The organism is Wolbachia endosymbiont of Leptopilina clavipes, from assembly GCF_006334525.1.
GTDB lineage: Bacteria > Pseudomonadota > Alphaproteobacteria > Rickettsiales > Anaplasmataceae > Wolbachia.
In genome coordinates, this window is sequence record NZ_QJHA01000038.1 from 25,403 (window position 1) to 45,584 (window position 20,182).

Consider the following 20,182-nt stretch of genomic DNA (forward strand, 5'->3'; position numbering starts at 1 on the left):
TTATTTATTATATATGAAAAGTTATTATATTTATATACTTGCAAGTGAACGCAATGGAACCCTATATACAGGTATAACATCAAATTTGACTAAACGAATTTGGGAACACAAAAGCAAAGCCATCTCTGGTTTCACGTCAAAGTACAATGTTTGTAAACTAGTCTATTTTGAAGAATTTCAAGAGATAAACTTAGCAATTAGTAGAGAAAAACTCCTAAAAAGCTGGCAGAGAAAATGGAAAATAAACTTAATTGAAAAAACAAATCAAGAATGGAAAGATTTATATGATGAAATTGTGTCTGGATGACAGTGTCTGAGTACACAACTGTACGAACATTGCAATATGGCGCATCGTTGGCACTGGCTTCCATTCAAGACTGTGTCATTCCAGTCTGGAATCTAGAAGAGAAAATGGATCCTAAACTGAAATAACAACTCTTTTAAACTAAGTTCTCTGGATCCCAGACTGGGATGACATCAAAGGGGCTACTGAAATGACAAGAGAGAGCTACTTAGATGACATTCCGCCATGTCATTCCAGCACTTGATGCTGGAATCCAGATAAAAAACCAGTCTGGAATGAAAAAAAGAGAGAGAACCTTTACACACCTCTCTCTTTGACTGAAGAAGCATGATTTTCAACTCTTACACCATCAGTTAATCCTCCTGGCAGTTCCACAGCAGCATTAGCAGCTTTTTGCTGACTCTTAGGAGAAGACTCTTCTCCTTTGCGTTTCTTCCCTAAATCCTTCTTTTCTGTGTTGTTCCTTTTCACTCTCCTGTGTCGCTCTGGAGCGGGTGGACAGACAGCTAATTTTGGTTTTTCAGTTTTCTCTTCTTTTGCTTCTTTCTTTTCTTTATTCATTTTTTCCAGTTTTTGTACTTCACTATTTTTGTGACTTATAACAGGTTTAGGTAGAGTGTCTACTAATTTTTCTATAGGCTTTGGTAAAATAGCACGTTCTTGCTTATTCAGAGTGATTGGCATTGGAACTTGAGATGAAAAATTAAATAGGGAAATTGGTGTGATTTCATTCACTTTTGTTTCTATTTCTTGACGAACTTCTTTTGATTCTGTTTTTTCTGCTTTTTTGTCTCCTTTTTCCTCAGTTACATCTTGCTCTACTACTGCTGCTAAATCAACTGCAAAAATTTCTGCAAACATTGCAATGACTGAGCCCACGAGAAAAGTTTGAAGCTTCAATTTTAAATTTTGCAACGCTTGCAAACGTTCGAGTATTGCTATTTCCTCTTCCGGAGATGACCCACCACTGAGTAATTTCTCCTGCAATTCTTTTATCTCTTTGTCTAGCCTTTTATCCCAACTTAAATCTAAATCTTTTTTGAAGATCTTTTTAACTAATTCCTTAAGCTTATCACGCAAAAACTTAATTATCGAAAGAAGTAGATTTTTCTCTTTCTTCTCCTTGAACATTTTGTAGACTTTCGGATCTACATTTACTTCAAAAAGATTAAAGAGGGATTCAAGGAAATTTGCGAATACCCCTTGATTATTATCAGTAAAGTAACCCTCATTATCTTGTATCTGTAGCTCTACTTGAGATAATGTTTCATCAATGCAACTCGCAGCCTGACGCTCAAGCTCTATTCTCTTGAGCTCAGCTTTCCTAGCAAGCTCCTCCATGAATCCTTTTAATTCATTGAGCTTCTGCTCTGCAGAGAGATCTTGCTCTCTGATTCGATTAATGTAGATTGAGCTACCGTCCTCTTCGTTGTTATTGATTAAAAAATTTTTCATTGCTTTTTCTCCATTAATTGAATTACTGTTTCTATAATTGCTTAGAAAGCTTTTTACCATTTTATCTTAAGTCTATAAAATACAATAACTCAATCTTACAATATGAAGTATTTAATAAGTATTAATCTTAAAAAATATCAATAAATTATTGATATTTTACATTCATACTATATATATCCTAGCATATATTACGTAATTTTTCAAGAACATATTCACTATAACAGAAGACTTTCTTATTTGCCTCTAAAACACCCGCAAATCATATAATAAGAGAATATTATAATGTTTAGTGTAATACTAGCATACCACTGAATTAATGCTGAGATATTCCCTTGCTTGATCAGTTAAAACACGTCCTCTTGGTGTGCGCTTTACGAAACTGACCTTGATTAAATAAGGTTCTACTGTTTCTTCAATATTGCCAACATCTTCAGATAGTGCAATAGATATGGTGTCAATTCCAACAGGTCCTGAGGTGTTAAACAAAAATCTCAGATAATCCATATCTAATTTATTTAGTCCCATTTTATCTATACCCAATTTTGATAGTGCAGAACCGGCAATTTCACAGGTAATTTTTTTATCATCTTTTACTTCAACAAAATCTCTTATTCTTCTGAGTAATCTCAAAGCAATTCTTGGAGTACCACGGGCGCGGCAGGCAATTTCCTGCACAGCATCCTTTTCGATTTCAGCACAAAGAACTCTTGCACCTCTTTTTATAATATCAACCAGTTCCTCAAAAGAATAAAACTCAAGATGCAGGGGAATACCAAAACGATCCCTCAGCGGTGCAGAAAGCAGTCCAAGCCGTGTTGTTGCCCCAATCAGTGTAAATGGTGGTAAATCTATTCTTAAAGTTCTGGTAGATGGGCCCTCACCTACTAGTATATCTAGGCAAAAATCTTCCATAGCAGTATATAAAACTTCCTCAATGCTACGATTTAATCTATGGATCTCATCGATAAATAGAACATCTTTTGCATTTAAAGTAGTGAGCACTGCAGCTAAGTCCCCAGCTTTACTAAGCAATGGACCAGAAGTTGCACGAAAGCTAACCCTTAACTCCTTAGAGACAATTTGTGCTAAAGTTGTTTTACCAAGCCCTGGAGGACCATAGAGCAATACGTGATCCAAAGCTTCAGCTCTCGTCTGTGCAGCATTTATAAACACTTTTAAATTTTGTATTAAGTCTTTTTGCCCGACAAAATCATCAAGTTGCTCAGGCCGGATATTTAAATTACGTACATCTTCAGAGTATTCCTTACTACATGATATTGACTTCATATTGTTTTAAGCGCCATACGAATAATATCTTTAGTGTCCAAGTTTGGTGATTCATCTTCTATTTTTTTTATTGTATCATAAGCTTTTGTTCTTTCATATCCAAGATTGATCAAAGCTGAAAGAGCATCTTCACTAATTGAGTGAAAATGATTGTTATTTATCTCTAATTTACTTACTTTGCCATTCAGCTCAGTAATAATTCGATTTATGAGTTTCAGGCCAAGTCCACTCACCTTAAGTGCTAGTTTATCCTCATTTATAATTGCCAAAAACAGTTGCTCTGGAGTTAATTTGCTCAAAATTGACATTGCGGTTTTATAGCTGACACCGCTCACTTTAACTAATAAACGCAGACACTGCTGTTCTTCTTTACTTATAAAGCCATATAGCTGAGTAACGTTTTCTCTGCTATTTGCATAAGTGTCGATAAGTAATTTTACTCTACTTCCAATCGAACAAGCACTTAAAGTTTTGGCTGAAAGATATACTATGTAGCCAACATCATTCACATTCAGGATTATGTGATCGCTACACACCTCATCAACTATTCCTCTTAGATTTCCTATCATTTCTAGTACTTTAAAAATTCAGTTTAAATGCTCCTGAATCTTAGGTCAAGCAAACGAACATTATAGAAGTAGTTCCAGTTTCAATCATTGCAGACAAGTTTGCAGGAAATCTATTTTAATATGTTATTCCAGATCATTATGTAATTGAACCACAAGTTACTCCGATAGAAATAGAATTGCAGTCTCCTAACTTAGCTAAGTAATAGAAATTTCTATCTTTGGTGAAATAAAGCTAATTGTTTACTGTTTGCGAAAATATTTGCATAATTTAAGTAACATTACTTGATAAGAATTAACTATGGAGCTTAATAAGATTGCAGCATCGATTTTACTTTCTGGATTAATAATTATGATAGTTAGTAATGTAGTTGATATGCTCTACAACCCAGAGGATTATAAAATTGAACACCAAACAATAGTAGCAGCCAGCAATGAGCCTCAACAAAAGATTGAACAAGTGGCACTTGATATTGGAGAGCTCATGCAGAATGCTAGCTTTGAAAAAGGCAAGTCAGCAGCAAAAAAATGTATAGCTTGTCATAGTTTTGAGAAGGGTGGAATGAATAAAGTGGGGCCAAACTTATGGAACGTGGTTGGAAATAAAAAGGCCCATCTTGGCAGCTCATTCAATTACTCAAAAGCACTACTTGAAAAAGGTGGGAAATGGGAGTATGAGGAGTTATTTGCTTTTTTAAAAAATCCAAAAGCCTACATAAAAGGTACACGTATGGCATTTGCAGGCATTTTCAATCCACAAGAGATTGCAGATCTAGTCAGCTATTTGCGTTCGATGAGCGATAGTCCGGTTGCCTTGCCAAAGTAGTATGAATTATTGTAAATTACTCGATGGAAGTAATGGCCATATAGCATATCGAAAGCTACAAGGAAAGAAGGCTTCTATAGTTTTTTTTAGTGGTTTTGCATCCAATATGGATGGAACTAAAGCAACTGCCGTTTACAAATTTTGCCAAGAAAATGATATAGCACTTGTGCTCTTTGATTATTTTGGCCATGGTAATTCAAGCGGTGATTTTGCTGATTATACAATAAGTGATTGGCAAAAAAATTGTGCTAAAGTGATAAGTGAATTAACTAGCAATAAACAAATAATTATAGGTTCAAGTATGGGAGGATGGCTGATGCTGCTCACTGCTCTTCAATTTCCAGAAAAAATTGCAGCATTAATCGGCATATCATCTGCTCCTGACTTCACTGAAGATTTAATATTCAAGCAATTGTCAGACAAGCAAAAAGAAGAGCTAAGCTCTAAAGGTGTAATAGATTTTACTTCGGAGCATTGTGCATACAAAATAACTAAAAATCTGATCGAAGACGGTAGAAAGAACCTTCTTTTAAACAGAGAAGCAATAGATATAAACTGTCCTGTGCGCTTATTGCATAGCATTAATGATAAAGATGTTCCTTATCAAACTTCATTGAATTTAGCTGAAAAAATTAAGTCAACAGACGTTGAAGTACACTTAATAAAATCAGCAGAACACAACATGTCTGATAATCATTCACTGAAAATTTTATTTAAGACCATCAGAGAATTTTTGCCAGGAGAAATATATAATTGAAGTAATTCAGATGTGTTTGTCGTAAGAGCTGCAGTTATAGCTTCAACAGTAGGCACTATTCTTGATCACCTCAACATTTTCTCTTGGCAATTCTTTAATAAATCGAGAAGTGCGCATTGGTTGCCACTGATTATTAATTTCCCTCCTATCTGCACATGAAATGATCAACCTTTCTTTTGCTCTAGTTATGCCAACATATGCAAGTCTTCTCTCTTCTTCTAAAGCTTTACCACTTTTATCTTCAAAAGATCTTTGATGAGGAAATAATCCTTCTTCCCAACCAGGTAAAAACACGCACGGGAATTCAAGCCCTTTAGCCGCATGAAGAGTCATAACATATACAGTGTCATCGCTATTCATATTATCCACTTCCATCACCAAACTAATATGCTCCAAGAAGGTTATAGTGCTGTCAAAATTCTTCAAAGATGAAATGAGCTCTTTAACATTTTCTATTCGCGCTAAACCCGTCACTCCTTCATTCTCAAGCATTTCCATATATCCTGATTGATTTGCTACGATTTTAACAAATTCATGCAGTGGTTTTACGCTTACTATTTCTTCCCAAGCTTTAATTTTATTTAAAAAATCATTTAGTGAGAGTTTAATTCTTTCGGTTACTTGATCACTATTAACCAATATTTTTGCTACCTGAAAAAAAGAAATTTTGTTATCCTGAGCAGTCGTGTATATTTTCTTTAGAGTTGTAGCTCCTATGCTTCTTTTTGGACGATTTACGATCCTTTCAAAAGCGAGATCATCATTATTATTTGTAACAAGCCTCAAATATGCAATTATATCCCTTACTTCTTGACGTTCGTAGAATTTTACGCCACTTATAATCCTACAGGGAATTGAATATTTTATAAAATACTCTTCGAGCACTCTAGTTTGAAAAGTCGCTCTTACGAGCACTGCAATGTCACTAAATCTGTATTTATTGAGCTTTAATATCTGTTCGCTTATGAAACTTGCTTCAGCTTTCCCGTCCCATAATTTTATTAGATTTACCTTTTCCCCTTCAATGTTTGTTGTCCACAACTTTTTTTCTAAGCGAGTCTTATTGTGATTGATAACATATGATGCAGTTGCAAGTATGTGGGATGTTGACCTGTAGTTACACTCCAGTTTAACGGTTTTTGCATTTTTAAAATCATCGGAAAATTTCAAAATATTTTCAACTTCTGCACCACGCCAACTGTATATCGATTGATCGTCATCTCCTACACAACAAATATTTGAGTGCTCTTTTGCAAGGTATTTTAGCCAAAGATATTGTATTGCATTTGTATCTTGATATTCATCTACCATAATATATTTAAACTTGTTTTGGTAGTAGGACAGAACCTCGGTCTTTTGATTAAAAAGTTGTATGTTATATAACAATAAGTCACCAAAATCAACAGAGTTAAGAAATTTCAACCTTTCCTGATATTGGTGATAGACTTTGAGTGCAGTCACGTATACTTGCCTAAATGATTGAACATCTTCCACTTCAGACGGCAATAAACACTTCTCTTTCCATTGCTGAATAATATTCATAATGGTCTTACATTTTTCTGATAGGTAATCAGGGCTGATTTCATTAATAATATTTTTTATTACCTGTAATTGATCATCCACACCAATGATTGTGAAATTGGAATTTAAGCCAACAATTTCAGCATGATAACGTAAAATTTTTGCTGCAATTGCGTGGAAGGTGCCAAGCCATGGTATATTTGTGCCCGTAAGTTCAAGCACTCTTGATATCATTTCATTTGCTGCTTTGTTCGTGAATGTAACTGCTAAGATCTCATCGGAGTAAGCGTAGCCATTTCGAATTATGTGCGCTATTCTTGAAGTGATCGTTCTTGTTTTTCCCGTTCCGGCTCCTGCCAGTATTAAAACTGGTCCATCTATGTTAGTTACAGCTGATTGTTGTTCTGGATTTAGCAGCGAGAGATAATCGTTCATTGTAGCCCTATAAATTATAGCTGCAGTAAGTTAATCTTACTACTTGCGCTCTGTAAAGTTTTTGTTGCTTGCTTCCAGTTTATTTCAAACAGTAGGTACCTGGATTGACAAATGTTAAAATTTTAGGTAATATTGAAATATATACTAATAATAGTAAATAGATAATAAATATGTTTGCTAATTTAAATGGTCAAGAACAATTACAACAAAGAAAAGTGCGTTTTGCAGACCACAATGAGCTATCAGAAGATAAATCTGAATATGACTGGTATGGCTGGATCGATCACTTGATATCTCTGGAGTTTCACAAGGCTATAGAGGAGTTAGAAAAAGAGATCAGTGAGTTAGAAAAAGAACTCGAAGAATTAGAGGATAAAAATAAAAAGAGGTTAAAAAGTGATACGGAAACAGACCTCAAATTTATCAAATACCTAACTAAGCATTTTAATAATCCTGAAGAGATTATAAAGGAGTTAAAATCGTATGTTGATGAGGATAAATCTAGAGCGTCAAATAGGATGAAAAGTCATATTGTATTGGTCAGATATTTTGCTGAAAAGGTGCAAATAAAAATGACTGAAGAAACCAACGAATTTATAAAAGGCATTAAAATTAAATACGAGAAAAAACAAGAACTAAAAGATTGCGTAAAAAAAACCCTCAATCTCTTTATGCTACTTCAGATAAAAATACAGCTAAACAATATGACGAAGAGGCTTACGATAATAAGCTAAAAGAATTAAGGAATTTAATTATTCATTCAAAAAATAACTTTAATCATGATATCCATGTAAGTCTGCTTATTAGAGTCAATAATGTTATTGTAGGTGATATTTGGGATAAACCTAGTAAACTAGGAAAATCTATTCATGAATGGAAGCTGATACATTGTGTAAAAGAATTGCTAAAGATTAACCATGGAAATTTTAACAAATATTGGGTAACATTGAAGATCTCATGGAACCATCATTAAAGCAATATAAAGAGCTAAGCCCTCCTATCAACATAACACAAGATCAAAATCTTAAAACAACAGCACTTGCAGAAGTAAGTTTGCAGTCTAAGGAATCTTTTCCAGGCGATACTGAGAATGATTTACAAGGCACCCAACCTACACCAGGAGGCTGTAAACCACTAAAGCGTGAAGGAACAGAAGGATTAGCTGTTCCTTCAGCTGGCACTAAAATAGATATGAATAGTGGCCAATTACAAACAACCTCTCACGAACTGCAAAACCCTTATGATAATGCAGGTATGTATAGCGCTTTAGGTGTTGCTGTTGTCAGTTTTATAGCAATTGGAGTGATGTTATGTGCTACAGGTAATCCAGTTCTTGGAGGAGTCTTTATAGCAGTCCCTGTAATTAGTGCATTAATACTTGGTATTGCAAAAATTTATGAAGAAGTCAGTAAAAAGAAGGAAAAAAAGCCAGAAATAGATACATTGACCGCCTTGAGAGAAGTGCTTACCCCTCAATGGTTAAGTAAGGGTAGAGTTTCAAATATTTAATATGATATTGACTTTATTGTAATAGTGCTTTAATTAGGTAAGTAGCGTTGAAAGTAGTACGTTAATGCCTTTTTTCTTTTATTTTTTTGCAATTCTTAGCATTTTATCTGCTGTATGCGTAATTAGTGTAAGGAATCCTGTGCATGCAGTATTATTTTTAATTTTCACCTTCGTTAATTCTGCAGTTCTTTTTATTCTCCTTGGAGCTGAATTCATCGCTATGATGATGCTGATAGTATACATCGGTGCAGTTGCAGTGTTATTCCTCTTTGTAGTCATGATGCTCGATATTGACTACATAAGATTGCATCAGGGTTTTGCAAAGCATTTCACTCTTGGTGCTATATTATGTGTTGTGTTTTTTCTAATCATCAGCTTTGTAATTCGCAGTTCAGAACCGAATATAAGCAATGTTATAAACTATAATAACAATAACGTGAAAGCTATCGGTAATTTGCTCTACACTGACTACATGTACGCTTTTCATCTTTCTGGTATTCTGCTGCTTGTTGCAATTGTTGGTGCAATTGCTCTTACTTTGCAGGAAAAGAAAAAAGGAGTTAGAAAACAGAACGTGTTAAAGCAATTGACACAATCTTCATCTGTAAAATTGATTAAGGCTAAATTTGGAAAAGGAGTGGAATGGAAATAGGATTAAATCACTTTTTGATAATTGCTGCTGTTTTGTTCACTATTGGCGTGTGTGGTATTTTCATTAACCGTAAGAGCATAATCAATATACTGTTATCAATAGAAATATTATTGCTGGCAATTAATATCAATCTAGTTGCTTTTTCTGCCTTTATGAATGATATAGCTGGGCAAATTTTTGTGATGTTTGTGTTGACTGTTGCGGCAGCAGAGTCAGGAGTTGGGCTTGCAATATTGGTTGTATATTATAGAAGCCGTGGCAATATAGACGTTGAACAAGCAAATTTAATGAAAGAATGAAAGTATGATGGATATACTGAAATTAATAGTATTTCTGCCACTTTTTGGTTCATTGTTTGGAGCATTTTTTAGAAAAAGTCAGTTAGTTACAACGGCAGGGATTGGAATATCTGCAGTTTTATCTTGGTATGTTTTTCTCACCTTCTCTGAAAATTATCACTTGAGTTTATTTCCTCTATTTTCATTAAGTGTATTAAAAGTAAATTGGGCAATTAGTGTGGATGCTCTCTCATCCTTAATGCTTACTGTCATTACCACCGTTTCACTAGTAGTCCACCTCTATTCTATCGGTTATATGGAGCATGACAAAGGGAAGTCGAGGTTTTTTTCTTACCTATCGCTATTTACGTTTTGCATGATTGTGCTGGTTGTAAGCGATAATTTCGTGCAGCTTTTTTTTGGCTGGGAAGGGGTTGGCCTGTGTTCTTATTTACTCATAGGATTTTGGTTCCAAAAATATTCTGCAAATAATGCAGCAATTAAAGCATTTGTTGTGAATAGGGTAGGAGACTTTGCACTATTGATTGGAATCTTTCTTATTTATTATACATTTCACTCTTTGAATTTTACTGAAGTTTTTGATACAACTGATCTTCTTGGCACGCAGAACATTAGAGCATTCTGCTGTGAATTCAAAGTAACTCATATAATATGCATATTACTTTTTATTGGCTGTATGGGTAAATCTGCACAGCTTGGTTTACATGTTTGGTTGCCAGATGCAATGGAAGGGCCAACCCCTGTTTCTGCACTCATTCACGCAGCAACGATGGTAACAGCAGGTATATTTTTAGTAGCAAAATGTTCTCCATTATTTGAGCTATCAAATGTGGCACGAGAATTAATAGTTATTGTTGGGGCACTTACTGCTTTCTTTGCAGCTACGGTTGCGATTACTCAGAACGATATAAAAAAAATAATTGCTTATTCAACCTGCAGTCAACTTGGTTATATGTTCATGGCATGTGGGCTTTCTGCTTACAATGTTGCTATTTTTCATTTAATGACACACGCTTTTTTTAAAGCTCTACTATTTCTTGGTGCTGGCAATGTGATTCATGCAATGCATCATGAGCAAAACATTCAGAAAATGGGAAATTGCTGGAAGAAAATCCCTTGCACTTATACTCTCATGTGGATTGGATCTCTTGCGCTTTCTGGAATATTTCCATTTGCAGGTTTTTACTCAAAGGATTTGATAATTGAACATGCTTATAGCACGGATAGCTTTGCTTTTGTAATAAGCTTAGTTGTTGCATTCTTCACAGCGTTTTACTCTTGGAGGTTATTGCTTCTTGTGTTCCACAGCCAAAAACAAAGTAAAATTAATATACATGAGGCACCAAAGATTATGCTTATACCATTACTGATACTCGCTTTTGGATCAGTATTTTCTGGAATATGGGGAGCAAATATTTTGAACATAACTAGTAATGCGTTTTGGAAATCAAGTTTAGTGATGATTGATGAGCATGGAGTTCATAATTTCTTTATAAAACTACTGCCAACCTTAGCAAGCCTAAGTGGAATAGCACTTGCGTACCTAATTTACCAATATCAAGTAATTAGGCAAATTAAGAGTAAATTTTTACTTAAGTTTTTGCAGAATAAATGGTACTTTGATGAGGTGTATGAGTTTGTTATAATTGCACCGATAAGGTTTATATCTAGGCTTCTATGGAAGTTTGATGTTAAGGCTATTGATTCATTTGGACCAAATGGTGTTGTAAGGTTGGTTAATGAATGTTCAAAAAGTTCTATAAAGTTACAAACTGGTTATATATTTGATTATGCATTTATTATGTTTGTTACTTTAATAATCGGTGCTTTATATATTATTGGAATTAAATAGAAGGTGTTGTTACTTAGTATATTCTTGCTTCCACTGATAGGAGCGTTGATTTTATCCTCGATCAGGATTAATCATCAATCTATACACTTAAGATTCCTTGCCCTATTTTTTGCTGTACTTCCATTTTTGCTTAGCATTGTAGCTTGTATAGAATTTGATTATAACAATACGGACTTTCAGTTTGTCAGCTATCCAGTAAGAGATATTGGAATAGGGGTGGATGGAATATCGTTGCTTTTCCTTCTACTTACGACCTTTTTATTTGTTATTTGTATGCTCTATAATTGCAAAATGAGTTATACGACCCTAAAAGCCTATATGGCATTATTTCTACTGCTTGAGAGTTTTGTAGTCGGTTTTTTCGTTTCACTGAATGCTATAAGCTTTTATGTGTTTTTTGAAGCTGTCTTAATACCAATGTTCTTTATTATTGGCATTTGGGGAGGGAAGCAAAGGATATATGCGACGTTTAAGTTATTTCTTTATACATTAACTGGCTCATTATTATTTCTACTTGGGTTGGTATACATCTATAGTGTTTTTGGAACGTTTAGTATACAAAAATTAGCTACATTAGTGCCAAGCCTTGATCTTGAAGTGCAGTCATTGCTGTGGATTGCATTTTTTATTTCTTTTGCAATAAAAGTACCGATGTTTCCATTTCACACTTGGCTTCCTGATGCACATGTGCAATCACCAACTTCTGGGTCTGTGATTTTAGCTGGCTTGCTTATTAAAATGGGGGGATATGGATTTTTAAGGTTTTCTATTCCAATGCTTCCTCAGGCAAGTTTGTATTTTTCAAATTTCGTTGTTGTGCTGAGCATTATTGCGGTGATATATGCTTCGCTAGTTGCGTTTGCTCAAGATGATATAAAGAAGTTAATAGCTTATTCTTCAATAGCACATATGGGGATCGTTACCGCTGGCCTCTTTTCATTTTGTGAGGAAGGAGTACTGGGTAGTATATTTCAAATGATTAGTCATGGCCTTATTTCTGCTGCTTTATTTTTATGTGTTGGAATGCTATATACTCGAACTGGGACTTTGGAGATTGCAAAATATTTTGGCATAGTAAACACAATGCCAAAATTTGGTTTTATGTTCATTTTATTTTCAATGGCTTCAATAGGGCTACCTGGAACATCTGGGTTCGCAGGTGAGTTTTTGGCTATGGTTGGGATGTTTAAGAGCATAGGGTTTTTTACAGGATTTATCGCACTTGGCACTATTTTAAGCGCAGTTTATATGCTGAATTTATGTAAGCAAATAATATGGGGGGTTAGCTATTCTAAATTATTAAATAACCGTTTGGATAGCATAGAACTTTCTGTCTTAATTCTGCTTGCAGTGTTTGTTATTTTGCTTGGATTTTACCCAACCCTTGCACTGAATTATTTGAAGCCATGTATGGCAAATTTGTTAGTCAAATATAATGCGCTATGAATTATATACAGATATTGCCGGAAATGTTCTCTATTATCTCCTCGTTAGTGTTGCTACTGCTTGGAATTATATTTAACCGCCGAACTATCAACTTATTAGCACTTGGCTGCACAGTGGTAACTTTGATTATTTTAATTATTTCGGCAGAAAACAATGAAATTTTTCTCTTTAATTCGTTGTTAAAACTCAATTTATACATCAGGTCAGCCCAAGGGTTAATTCTCAGCACAGGAATTTTAATACTTTTGATGCTGAATTTATCAAAATATGACTATAAATATGAATTTTCAATACTGATTCTTTTTGCGCTATTTGGCATGATAACTTTGGTTTCAGCAAATAGTCTGATTTCTTTTTATTTAGCTTTTGAGTTGATGAGTATATCTTTGTATGTTCTTGCGAGCTTTAATAAAGATTCAGCTTATTCATGTGAAGCAGGAGTGAAATATTTTACACTTAGTGCACTATCTTCCTGCATTATGCTGTATGGAATGTCGCTGCTTTATGGATATACAGGACAAGTCAATTTCTCTGAGCTCGGTTCATTCTTGCAAAACCATCAGATAACTTATGGAATAGTTTTTGGGTTAGTTTTTATCCTTATTGGTTTGTGTTTCAAGCTTGCTATTGCTCCTTTTCATATGTGGGCTCCAGATGTCTATCAAGGTGCACCTACCATAGTAACTGCGTTTTTTTCTACGGCCCCAAAAGCTGCACTTGTAACATTTTTAATTCGATTGATGAATGAAGAGTTAGTAAATGTAAAAAGTTATGTTCAGCCTATTTTCTTATACGTTTCAGCATTGTCTGTGCTTATCTCAGCTTTTGGGGCCTTGCGTCAGCAAAACTTAAAAAGGCTGTTTGCTTACAGTTCAATTGGTCACATTGGTTTTATATTTGCTTCACTTTCTATTTTTACACAAGCAGGAACAGATAGTGCCTTAATGTATTTGGTGATATATATCATCACAAGCATAGGGCTATTCTCATATCTAGTACAAATTGACGATGATGATTGTGATATTGCAAATTTATCTGGTATAGGAAAAAAGCAACCAATTTTAGCATTCCATCTTTCTATACTATTACTCTCGATGTCGGGAATACCTCCACTTGCAGGTTTTATCGCTAAATTTTTTATATTCAAAAATTTAATAAATTCTGGCTTTATCAGCCTGTCTTTGATTCTTGTAATAGCGAGTGTGATATCATGCTACTATTATTTAAATATCATGAAAGTTATGTATTTTGATAAAGCTAGTGGTAATAAGGTTGCTTATTCTAAGAGTCTATTCATTATCACTTCAGTGGCTTCACTGATCAATCTCGTTCTTTTCTTGTACGCAGAAGATCTTTACTCATTGATTAATTCATTGACAAATTAACAATTTAGTGTTTATAATTAGTGATTAATTAATATTTTGTGGTGAAAAATGAGTAAAAGAAAAACTGTTTTGAAATTTTCAATTGCCGCTCTCTTGCTAGGAGGATCGAGCACTGTAGCTGTTTTATATTTTCCTTATGTTGCTTTAGCAATTAAATTTGGTATTGTAATTTCTATAGCTCCTCTGGCAATTTTTGCCATTTCTGTAGTTGCTGCATTAGTTTCAGTAATTACATTAGCAGCATTTACTATTTTCGCCATACGCAGTAAGGGTAAATCTAATAAGGTTAGTAGCGAACCAGGAAGTAAAAATGAAGAAAAAGGACAAAGTCTAGTACAAGAAAAAGATGCACCTACTCCTACGCCACCGTTGCTCTCGCAAGAGCCTGAAAAGTCGGTTATTCCTATTCCACAACAACCACCAGTTGATGATCCAGTGGAAGAAACAGAAACACCGCAACCTGACGTTATGGTTAATGGTGCTGATCAGCAAGCTAACCAAACAGAGGAATCGTTGCCACCATATCCAGAACCCACCTCGCCTCTAAATAGCATGGATCAACTCAAATCGTTTCCTGAATTGCCGTCAATTGTTGTGGATGCACACAACAATTTGGGAGATGGTAGTAATTCCATCAAAAATTATCAAGAAAATATGTCACTTCCAGTATATTTGCCCCAACAATCTCAGACTTCACAGCAACTTTCCCTAGCGCTTAGAGCTATATTAGATGATTCGAATTCGCTCTTGAAATTTAAGGCTGCATTTGAGGAATTTCAAAAAACAAGACAGAATAATTTACGTAGATCCAAATCACTTCCAAATCCGAATGTGATATTACCGATGAGTTTAAGTGAGGTGAAATCGAAGTGGAGAGAAACACAAGCTAGCATGACAGATAGTTATATTTCTGAGGTACTAATTGGGATTATTCAATTACACAACCACTAGCTTACCAAGATGAATCATCAACCTCAATAATTGAAGATGTGGAAAGCGGTCCCGAAGCAATGTCCTATGACGTAAATGAAAATAGGGCTTCATATAGCAGTATGCAATCACCTGTATTATCAAGTTCTGCTAGCCGTGGCAACAGTTTTTCTGGATAATTTTTGATAGAATTAAGAAAATGATCCCTGAAACATTTGAGGGCTTTCATATTCATCATTACAAAGAAGTTCCAAGTACTAATAAAGAAGCATTGGGTTTAATTGAGAAAGGGATATCAAATGAAACTGTCATTATTGCTGATAAACAAACAGAAGGTAGGGGACACACTGGAAAAAGCTGGATTTCTCCAGAGGGTAATCTCTATGCGAGCTTGATAATTAACCAAGAAACGGATGTCAGCAAATTGACAGAATTGACTTTTGTGACTGCTCTTGCTGTTGGAAATACTTTATTATCGTTAAATTTCTTGAATAATCAAACCCACTGCGGTGTCATTCCAGTGCGTGACACTGGAATCCATACTTTTTCTTCTGGATCCCAGTGTCAAAGCACTGGGATGACAAGAGATCAATTCATAAACGATCTCAATCTTCAACATAAATGGCCGAATGACATTCTAATCGATGGCAAGAAAATAAGCGGAATATTGCTTGAAAAAAAATCCAATTCAAATTGGCTCATTATAGGAATTGGAATTAATGTCAATCATGCGCCACTTCCAGGCACAACGTGCATTAGCAATTACGGTGAATCTGTGTCTAACATGGATCTATCAAAGGAATTAATAATAAATTTTAATAAGCTAAGAAAGCAATGGCTATTTGATGAGTTTTATGCTATAAGAGAAATGTGGTTAAAAAAAGCATTCAAAATGAATGAGCAAATCAGTGTAAAGTTAGCTGACAAATTGTATGAAGGAATTTTTGCTGATATAGATAAAAGTGGTAAATTGGTGTTGCAGCAAAAGGATGGAAGCTTAATTTATTTTGATGCAGGTGAGTTATTTATTGGCAGTGCATTATGAATACATATGTAATTTTTGCTTACCTTATTAGTTTCATACTGATTGGTGGAAATTTGATTTTTACCGTTTCTTGCTATACTAAAAGTAAAAAAATTCTAGAAAGCCTGAAAGATAATAATGAAGAAGAAACATAAGCGATTACTTATAACTTCAGGAATTTTCTGCTTTTTAAGTTGTGCAGTTTTTTTTATTTTAACAACGCTCAAAGAAAATATCTCATTTTTCTATACAGTAAGTGAAGCCATAGTCTTGCCAAATAATCAAAAGCCAATCCGTGTTGGTGGAATGGTTGTTGAAAAGAGCGTGATACGGAGCGAAAGTGAAGTAGTTTTTCAGATGACAGATTTTAACAAAAGCGTTGTGGTGAAATATCAGGGAATACTTCCACCAATGTTTTCAGAAAAAAGTGGTGTTGTTGTGCAAGGTAAAATGTTTGATAATAGTACTTTTCTTGCAGATACGGTGTTTGCAAAACATGATGAGAACTATAAGCCGAAAGTCCTAAAATAGATTTCCTAATTCAGTTGTATTGAAATGGTATGTGAAAGAAAGCAACAGCCTGCTAGCAAGCTGTTACTTTCCTAACTACCACAATATATCAGAGTGAGCTGGTGCTTCCCATTCTACGTTATTATGGTCAATTATTGCTGCTTTTAATCCTTCAACTTCGCCCCTTAGGTGATCAAGTTCTTCTGCCCATGTTCTATATTCTTTATTATTATCAATAAATCCATCCTGCTGAATTAACTTATTCAAATGAGATAAACCATTAGCCAATGCTTTACTCATATCAAGAGACTCTCCTCGAAGTTGTGCTATGTTGTCCATAATTGAGACACGCAAGCCCGAAACAAACTTCTCGTTTAAATCGCAGACTAACTATCCATAACTTGATTGACGTAATAAATCGATGCAATCTTGTTTTTAACGTCCTCAAAGTTTGTGGGCTTAACTGCAACTTCTATATCGTCTATTTTTTTAAAGTTGAAATCGCTCATTTGGTTTATTGCTTCAAAGTTATTTTCGCTTTCTTGTTTACTATTATTCATGCTAACTCCTATAAAATTAACTCAGCTACATCTAAATAGCATGCGAAAAGAGTAACAGCCTGCTAGCAAGCTGTTACCTTTTTTATTAAAGCAATCCGTTCTCTTCACCAGTAATATCGAGTGATGGAGAAGCTGGTGGAAGAGTAAGATCTGTTCTTAAATCATTGAGAGATTTTACTAAACCAGAATTTTCATTACCAACTGTCTTATTTAGTGCTTTAATTTGTTTATATTCATCTTTTATTATTGTATTTAAATTATTAATAATATTGGTATTAATTGCTTCTTTCAAATCATCTATAATCTTTTCAACGTGTAAGCCTCCTACAGGTCCTTCTAATTGTTTTTTGGAAAAATTTTCTTTTCCGGATTTTAGTTTGAAAGTTTGAAGTTGAGCAAGTTCTTGCGTTTTATCTTCTAATTTAAAATCAGGCATATTATTTCGTAAATTTTGATCTGTTTGCATATGAATTACCTCCATAAAATTAGTATTAGCTGCACATATAGTGCAATTTTTTTAAACTCCTAAATATTAGTTTACAAGTATCCAAATTCATACTGAGCATACCCTTCTGTTGCTGCAAATTCAGCATTAGCGTCTTGAAGAATACGAGTTATTGAACATGGACTCTCCAGTGCTTCATTGTACGCAGGTGGAAGTTCAAATTCTTTTAACTTCTCATAAATTCCTTTTATTGTTTCACTTTGTTCATTAAACTTCTCTTTATAATGCATCAATAATAGCTTTAGACTGATCTTTACTGCTAAGATCGCCAATCACAGATATGACTTTCTCGTGAGGCAATTTGTGAATGATGTCTTTAAGCTCTTCTGCATCTACGTTATCCAAAAGTTCTTTAAACTGCTCACGAGACATATTATGAGCAAAAGCTTGAAGTTTTTCTGGTTTGTCAACTAAAGACTTAACAACCATCTGAATCTTATTAGGATCAGTTAAATCTCGAGCTACTATTTCAAGTTTCTCGTGGTCTAGCTTATTAATTAAATTATGTAATGTATCTTCTTCTAAAGTTTTTACTAAGATTGGAAGTTTATTTTTCAACGCGTCGTCCAAAATAGTGTTTATTATTTTCTCATCTGCATTTTTTATTAGTTCTACAAACTGGTCATCCTTCATTGTCTTGACCGCTATCTCGAACTGATCCATTTTAAGGTGAGGGAAAATTTGTTTTACTTGATCTGAGTTAAAGTCTTTTACTAAGTTCTCAACCTGATTCTCATTTAATAAGGGGACTATTATTCCTAACTTTTTTGAATCCAATGTGTGAGTAAGGGCTTGTAATTGATGATTGGTTAAATGATCCACTAAAGCTAGAAATTGTCCATCTGTTAAGTTCTCTGCTAAAACCTGTAGTTGTTTATTTGTTAAGCTCTTTGCTAAAATCTGTAATTTCTCATTATTAAGAATATCGGCAAGAGTCTCTAACTGATTTCCTGTTAAGTTCTTAAAAAAAGTTTTGGCGAACTCACTTGATATTAGTACACTCTTTGGTATCTTAGACGATGTTATATCTTCTATCAACTTTGCTGTATCATGGTGTGGCATACTGTATTGTAATATCTTGTTGTCAGGTGAATCGATTATGTTTCCTTCCTTATCTGAAAAATAATATTTATCGTCACCAAGACCTGATTTCTCCCATGTTAAATATTTGTACTTCAATTCTTCACCTACAAAATTATGATAACCAGTTTTATCTCCTATGCCCCAATTTAATGATAGTTTAACTAATCTATCATTGTCATATGCAAATGAATTACTGTTCTTAGAATAACCAGGTTGACCATCTCGAATATATCTGTTTTGTTTTTCTTCTACGCAATACATTCCTAATCTATCAAGAAAATCGCTACAGAATTTTATAGATAATTCTAGCGTATCGTCTTCTTCGCTTAGCGATATAAGCTTGACTTTTTTCATAGATTGAGGATTTTTAATGTTAGAATACACTTCATATCCACTAGATCCGCATGAAAATTGCTGTCCAGGTACCATCTTAAAGACATGTTTTTTTCCACTCATAAGTATTATCTAATAAATTTAATTATAGCTGTTCTAGCATTTAATGATTAATTTATAATTAAATTAGCATGTATTGGAGTCATAATAACAAATATCACTAGAGAATTAGTATAAAACCCCGATAGAATAAATAGGCTGGCTTTATGGTATGTTGAAACCTATATTGGTGGGGGTAAGCGTACTTTTCGAACTCGCTCTCTCGAATATTATACAAAATGAGTAAAGTGAGTAAATAAAAGAATTTAATTTGTACTTAATGACATCTCAATTCAACCACTATGGATTAAAATCCAAAGATTGAAAGAGGGCGTAGAATGCTAACTTTCAACTTACCAAATTTATCTTCTTTTTTAGAGTGATTTTTAATATGATTTTTTATCATTACAAAGTAGCCTACTAACCATAACTCAGTATCTTTTTCTCAGCTCTGGAAAGTTTTGCTGGAACTTTTTCCTTTTATTAACTGCACTAACTTACTAATACTGAAGTATGGGGTACAGAAACGTATACATGTTGACGCAACTCTACCTCTGATAATTTCTGCTTCCACATACTTCTTGTACAACTTCTTTAGTTTTCTGACCAATATCTCCAACTAATACTGGATATCGATATTTTGTTATCCACACTATGTGATATATATACAGAGTGACTGCTTTTTCTATAATATTCCACATTCTTTCAAATTTTTCACCTTAAGATTATATTCTTGAAAGGATGGTCCAGGGTTTTTCTCCCAAATTTGGGAGAATAAAGAAAAATTGAGATGATTTACAGCAAAAACGAAATTAGAACAAAGCCCTTCTACAAGGAAGCTCAA

23 protein-coding genes and 1 pseudogene are annotated in these 20,182 nt (G+C 34.2%); 14 read left to right on the forward strand and 10 right to left on the reverse strand.

Annotated features, from left to right (window positions below; all coding sequences use genetic code 11):
• The first annotated feature begins 13 nt into the window (after positions 1 to 13).
• Positions 14 to 307: a GIY-YIG nuclease family protein gene (locus tag OUY_RS04150; RefSeq protein ID WP_139686762.1), complete on the forward strand. Its 294-nt coding sequence runs from the start codon at positions 14 to 16 to the stop codon at positions 305 to 307.
• A 294-nt stretch (positions 308 to 601) separates the two neighbouring features.
• On the opposite strand, the gene OUY_RS04155 is transcribed toward OUY_RS04150, so the two are convergent.
• From OUY_RS04155 to ruvA, 3 genes are all read right to left on the reverse strand, one after another.
• Positions 602 to 1,819: a hypothetical protein gene (locus OUY_RS04155; RefSeq protein ID WP_139686763.1), complete on the reverse strand. Its 1,218-nt coding sequence runs from the start codon at positions 1,817 to 1,819 to the stop codon at positions 602 to 604.
• A 237-nt stretch (positions 1,820 to 2,056) separates the two neighbouring features.
• Complete coding sequence (ruvB, locus tag OUY_RS04160) at positions 2,057 to 3,046, reverse strand: Holliday junction branch migration DNA helicase RuvB (RefSeq protein ID WP_007302374.1); 990 nt, start codon at positions 3,044 to 3,046, stop codon at positions 2,057 to 2,059.
• Complete coding sequence (ruvA, locus tag OUY_RS04165) at positions 3,043 to 3,615, reverse strand: Holliday junction branch migration protein RuvA (protein ID WP_007302375.1); 573 nt, start codon at positions 3,613 to 3,615, stop codon at positions 3,043 to 3,045. Before ruvA ends, ruvB begins: the two co-directional genes overlap by 4 nt.
• Before the next feature lie 298 nt (positions 3,616 to 3,913).
• On the opposite strand from ruvA, the gene OUY_RS04170 reads away from it, so the two are divergent.
• Positions 3,914 to 4,438 carry a c-type cytochrome gene (locus tag OUY_RS04170; RefSeq protein ID WP_139686764.1) on the forward strand — a complete coding sequence of 175 codons (525 nt, stop codon included), beginning with the start codon at positions 3,914 to 3,916 and terminating at the stop codon, positions 4,436 to 4,438.
• A gap of 1 nt (position 4,439) precedes the next feature.
• Complete coding sequence (locus OUY_RS04175) at positions 4,440 to 5,195, forward strand: alpha/beta hydrolase (protein WP_010404057.1); 756 nt, start codon at positions 4,440 to 4,442, stop codon at positions 5,193 to 5,195.
• A 42-nt stretch (positions 5,196 to 5,237) separates the two neighbouring features.
• On the opposite strand, the gene OUY_RS04180 is transcribed toward OUY_RS04175, so the two are convergent.
• Entirely contained in the window at positions 5,238 to 7,151 is a 1,914-nt protein-coding gene (locus tag OUY_RS04180) for an ATP-dependent helicase (protein ID WP_139686765.1), read from the reverse strand.
• A gap of 170 nt (positions 7,152 to 7,321) precedes the next feature.
• Here OUY_RS04180 and OUY_RS04185 point away from each other — a divergent pair, with 170 nt between their 5' ends.
• The 11 genes from OUY_RS04185 to ccmE all read left to right on the forward strand — a co-directional run bounded on the left by OUY_RS04185 (position 7,322) and on the right by ccmE (position 16,779).
• The gene (locus tag OUY_RS04185; RefSeq protein ID WP_139686766.1) at positions 7,322 to 7,885 is read left to right on the forward strand and encodes a hypothetical protein; all 564 of its coding nucleotides are present in this window, start codon (positions 7,322 to 7,324) and stop codon (positions 7,883 to 7,885) included.
• Between the two features lie 223 nt (positions 7,886 to 8,108).
• A complete protein-coding gene (locus OUY_RS04190; protein ID WP_139686767.1) occupies positions 8,109 to 8,660 on the forward strand; it encodes a hypothetical protein in 552 nt (183 codons plus the stop codon).
• A gap of 64 nt (positions 8,661 to 8,724) precedes the next feature.
• Complete coding sequence (locus tag OUY_RS04195; protein WP_029237644.1) at positions 8,725 to 9,312, forward strand: NADH-quinone oxidoreductase subunit J; 588 nt, start codon at positions 8,725 to 8,727, stop codon at positions 9,310 to 9,312.
• A complete protein-coding gene (gene nuoK, locus OUY_RS04200) occupies positions 9,303 to 9,611 on the forward strand; it encodes an NADH-quinone oxidoreductase subunit NuoK (RefSeq protein ID WP_139686768.1) in 309 nt (102 codons plus the stop codon). Before OUY_RS04195 ends, nuoK begins: the two co-directional genes overlap by 10 nt.
• A gap of 4 nt (positions 9,612 to 9,615) precedes the next feature.
• Positions 9,616 to 11,463 (forward strand): NADH-quinone oxidoreductase subunit L, encoded by a 1,848-nt coding sequence (nuoL, locus tag OUY_RS04205; RefSeq protein ID WP_139686769.1) that lies wholly within the window; start codon positions 9,616 to 9,618, stop codon positions 11,461 to 11,463.
• Between the two features lie 3 nt (positions 11,464 to 11,466).
• Complete coding sequence (locus OUY_RS04210) at positions 11,467 to 12,909, forward strand: complex I subunit 4 family protein (protein WP_139686770.1); 1,443 nt, start codon at positions 11,467 to 11,469, stop codon at positions 12,907 to 12,909.
• Positions 12,906 to 14,294, forward strand: coding sequence for an NADH-quinone oxidoreductase subunit N (locus OUY_RS04215; RefSeq protein ID WP_139686771.1), 1,389 nt, complete (start codon positions 12,906 to 12,908; stop codon positions 14,292 to 14,294). The genes OUY_RS04210 and OUY_RS04215 overlap by 4 nt, the downstream gene beginning before the upstream one ends.
• Positions 14,295 to 14,342: 48 nt before the next feature.
• On the forward strand, positions 14,343 to 15,245 hold the full coding sequence (locus OUY_RS04220) for a hypothetical protein (protein ID WP_139686772.1): 903 nt from the start codon (positions 14,343 to 14,345) through the stop codon (positions 15,243 to 15,245).
• 178 nt (positions 15,246 to 15,423) lie between these two features.
• Positions 15,424 to 16,269: a biotin--[acetyl-CoA-carboxylase] ligase gene (locus OUY_RS04225; protein ID WP_139686773.1), complete on the forward strand. Its 846-nt coding sequence runs from the start codon at positions 15,424 to 15,426 to the stop codon at positions 16,267 to 16,269.
• The gene (locus OUY_RS05930) at positions 16,266 to 16,403 is read left to right on the forward strand and encodes a CcmD-like small membrane protein (RefSeq protein ID WP_007302385.1); all 138 of its coding nucleotides are present in this window, start codon (positions 16,266 to 16,268) and stop codon (positions 16,401 to 16,403) included. The genes OUY_RS04225 and OUY_RS05930 overlap by 4 nt, the downstream gene beginning before the upstream one ends.
• On the forward strand, positions 16,387 to 16,779 hold the full coding sequence (gene ccmE, locus OUY_RS04230; protein WP_010404099.1) for a cytochrome c maturation protein CcmE: 393 nt from the start codon (positions 16,387 to 16,389) through the stop codon (positions 16,777 to 16,779). Before OUY_RS05930 ends, ccmE begins: the two co-directional genes overlap by 17 nt.
• Positions 16,780 to 16,854: 75 nt before the next feature.
• Here the strand turns inward: ccmE and OUY_RS06490 are convergent, their stop codons facing one another.
• The 6 genes and pseudogenes from OUY_RS06490 to tnpA form a co-directional block, all read right to left on the reverse strand.
• The gene (locus OUY_RS06490) at positions 16,855 to 17,097 is read right to left on the reverse strand and encodes a hypothetical protein (protein WP_246038707.1); all 243 of its coding nucleotides are present in this window, start codon (positions 17,095 to 17,097) and stop codon (positions 16,855 to 16,857) included.
• A 47-nt stretch (positions 17,098 to 17,144) separates the two neighbouring features.
• A complete protein-coding gene (locus OUY_RS06495; protein WP_246038709.1) occupies positions 17,145 to 17,318 on the reverse strand; it encodes a hypothetical protein in 174 nt (57 codons plus the stop codon).
• Between the two features lie 85 nt (positions 17,319 to 17,403).
• Positions 17,404 to 17,784, reverse strand: coding sequence for a hypothetical protein (locus tag OUY_RS04240; RefSeq protein WP_139686774.1), 381 nt, complete (start codon positions 17,782 to 17,784; stop codon positions 17,404 to 17,406).
• 71 nt (positions 17,785 to 17,855) lie between these two features.
• The gene (locus OUY_RS04245; RefSeq protein ID WP_139686775.1) at positions 17,856 to 18,056 is read right to left on the reverse strand and encodes a hypothetical protein; all 201 of its coding nucleotides are present in this window, start codon (positions 18,054 to 18,056) and stop codon (positions 17,856 to 17,858) included.
• Complete coding sequence (locus tag OUY_RS04250) at positions 18,043 to 19,362, reverse strand: magnesium transporter (protein ID WP_139686776.1); 1,320 nt, start codon at positions 19,360 to 19,362, stop codon at positions 18,043 to 18,045. Before OUY_RS04250 ends, OUY_RS04245 begins: the two co-directional genes overlap by 14 nt.
• Positions 19,363 to 19,645: 283 nt before the next feature.
• A pseudogene (gene tnpA, locus OUY_RS04255) lies at positions 19,646 to 20,037 on the reverse strand (IS200/IS605 family transposase).
• Positions 20,038 to 20,182 lie beyond the last annotated feature (145 nt).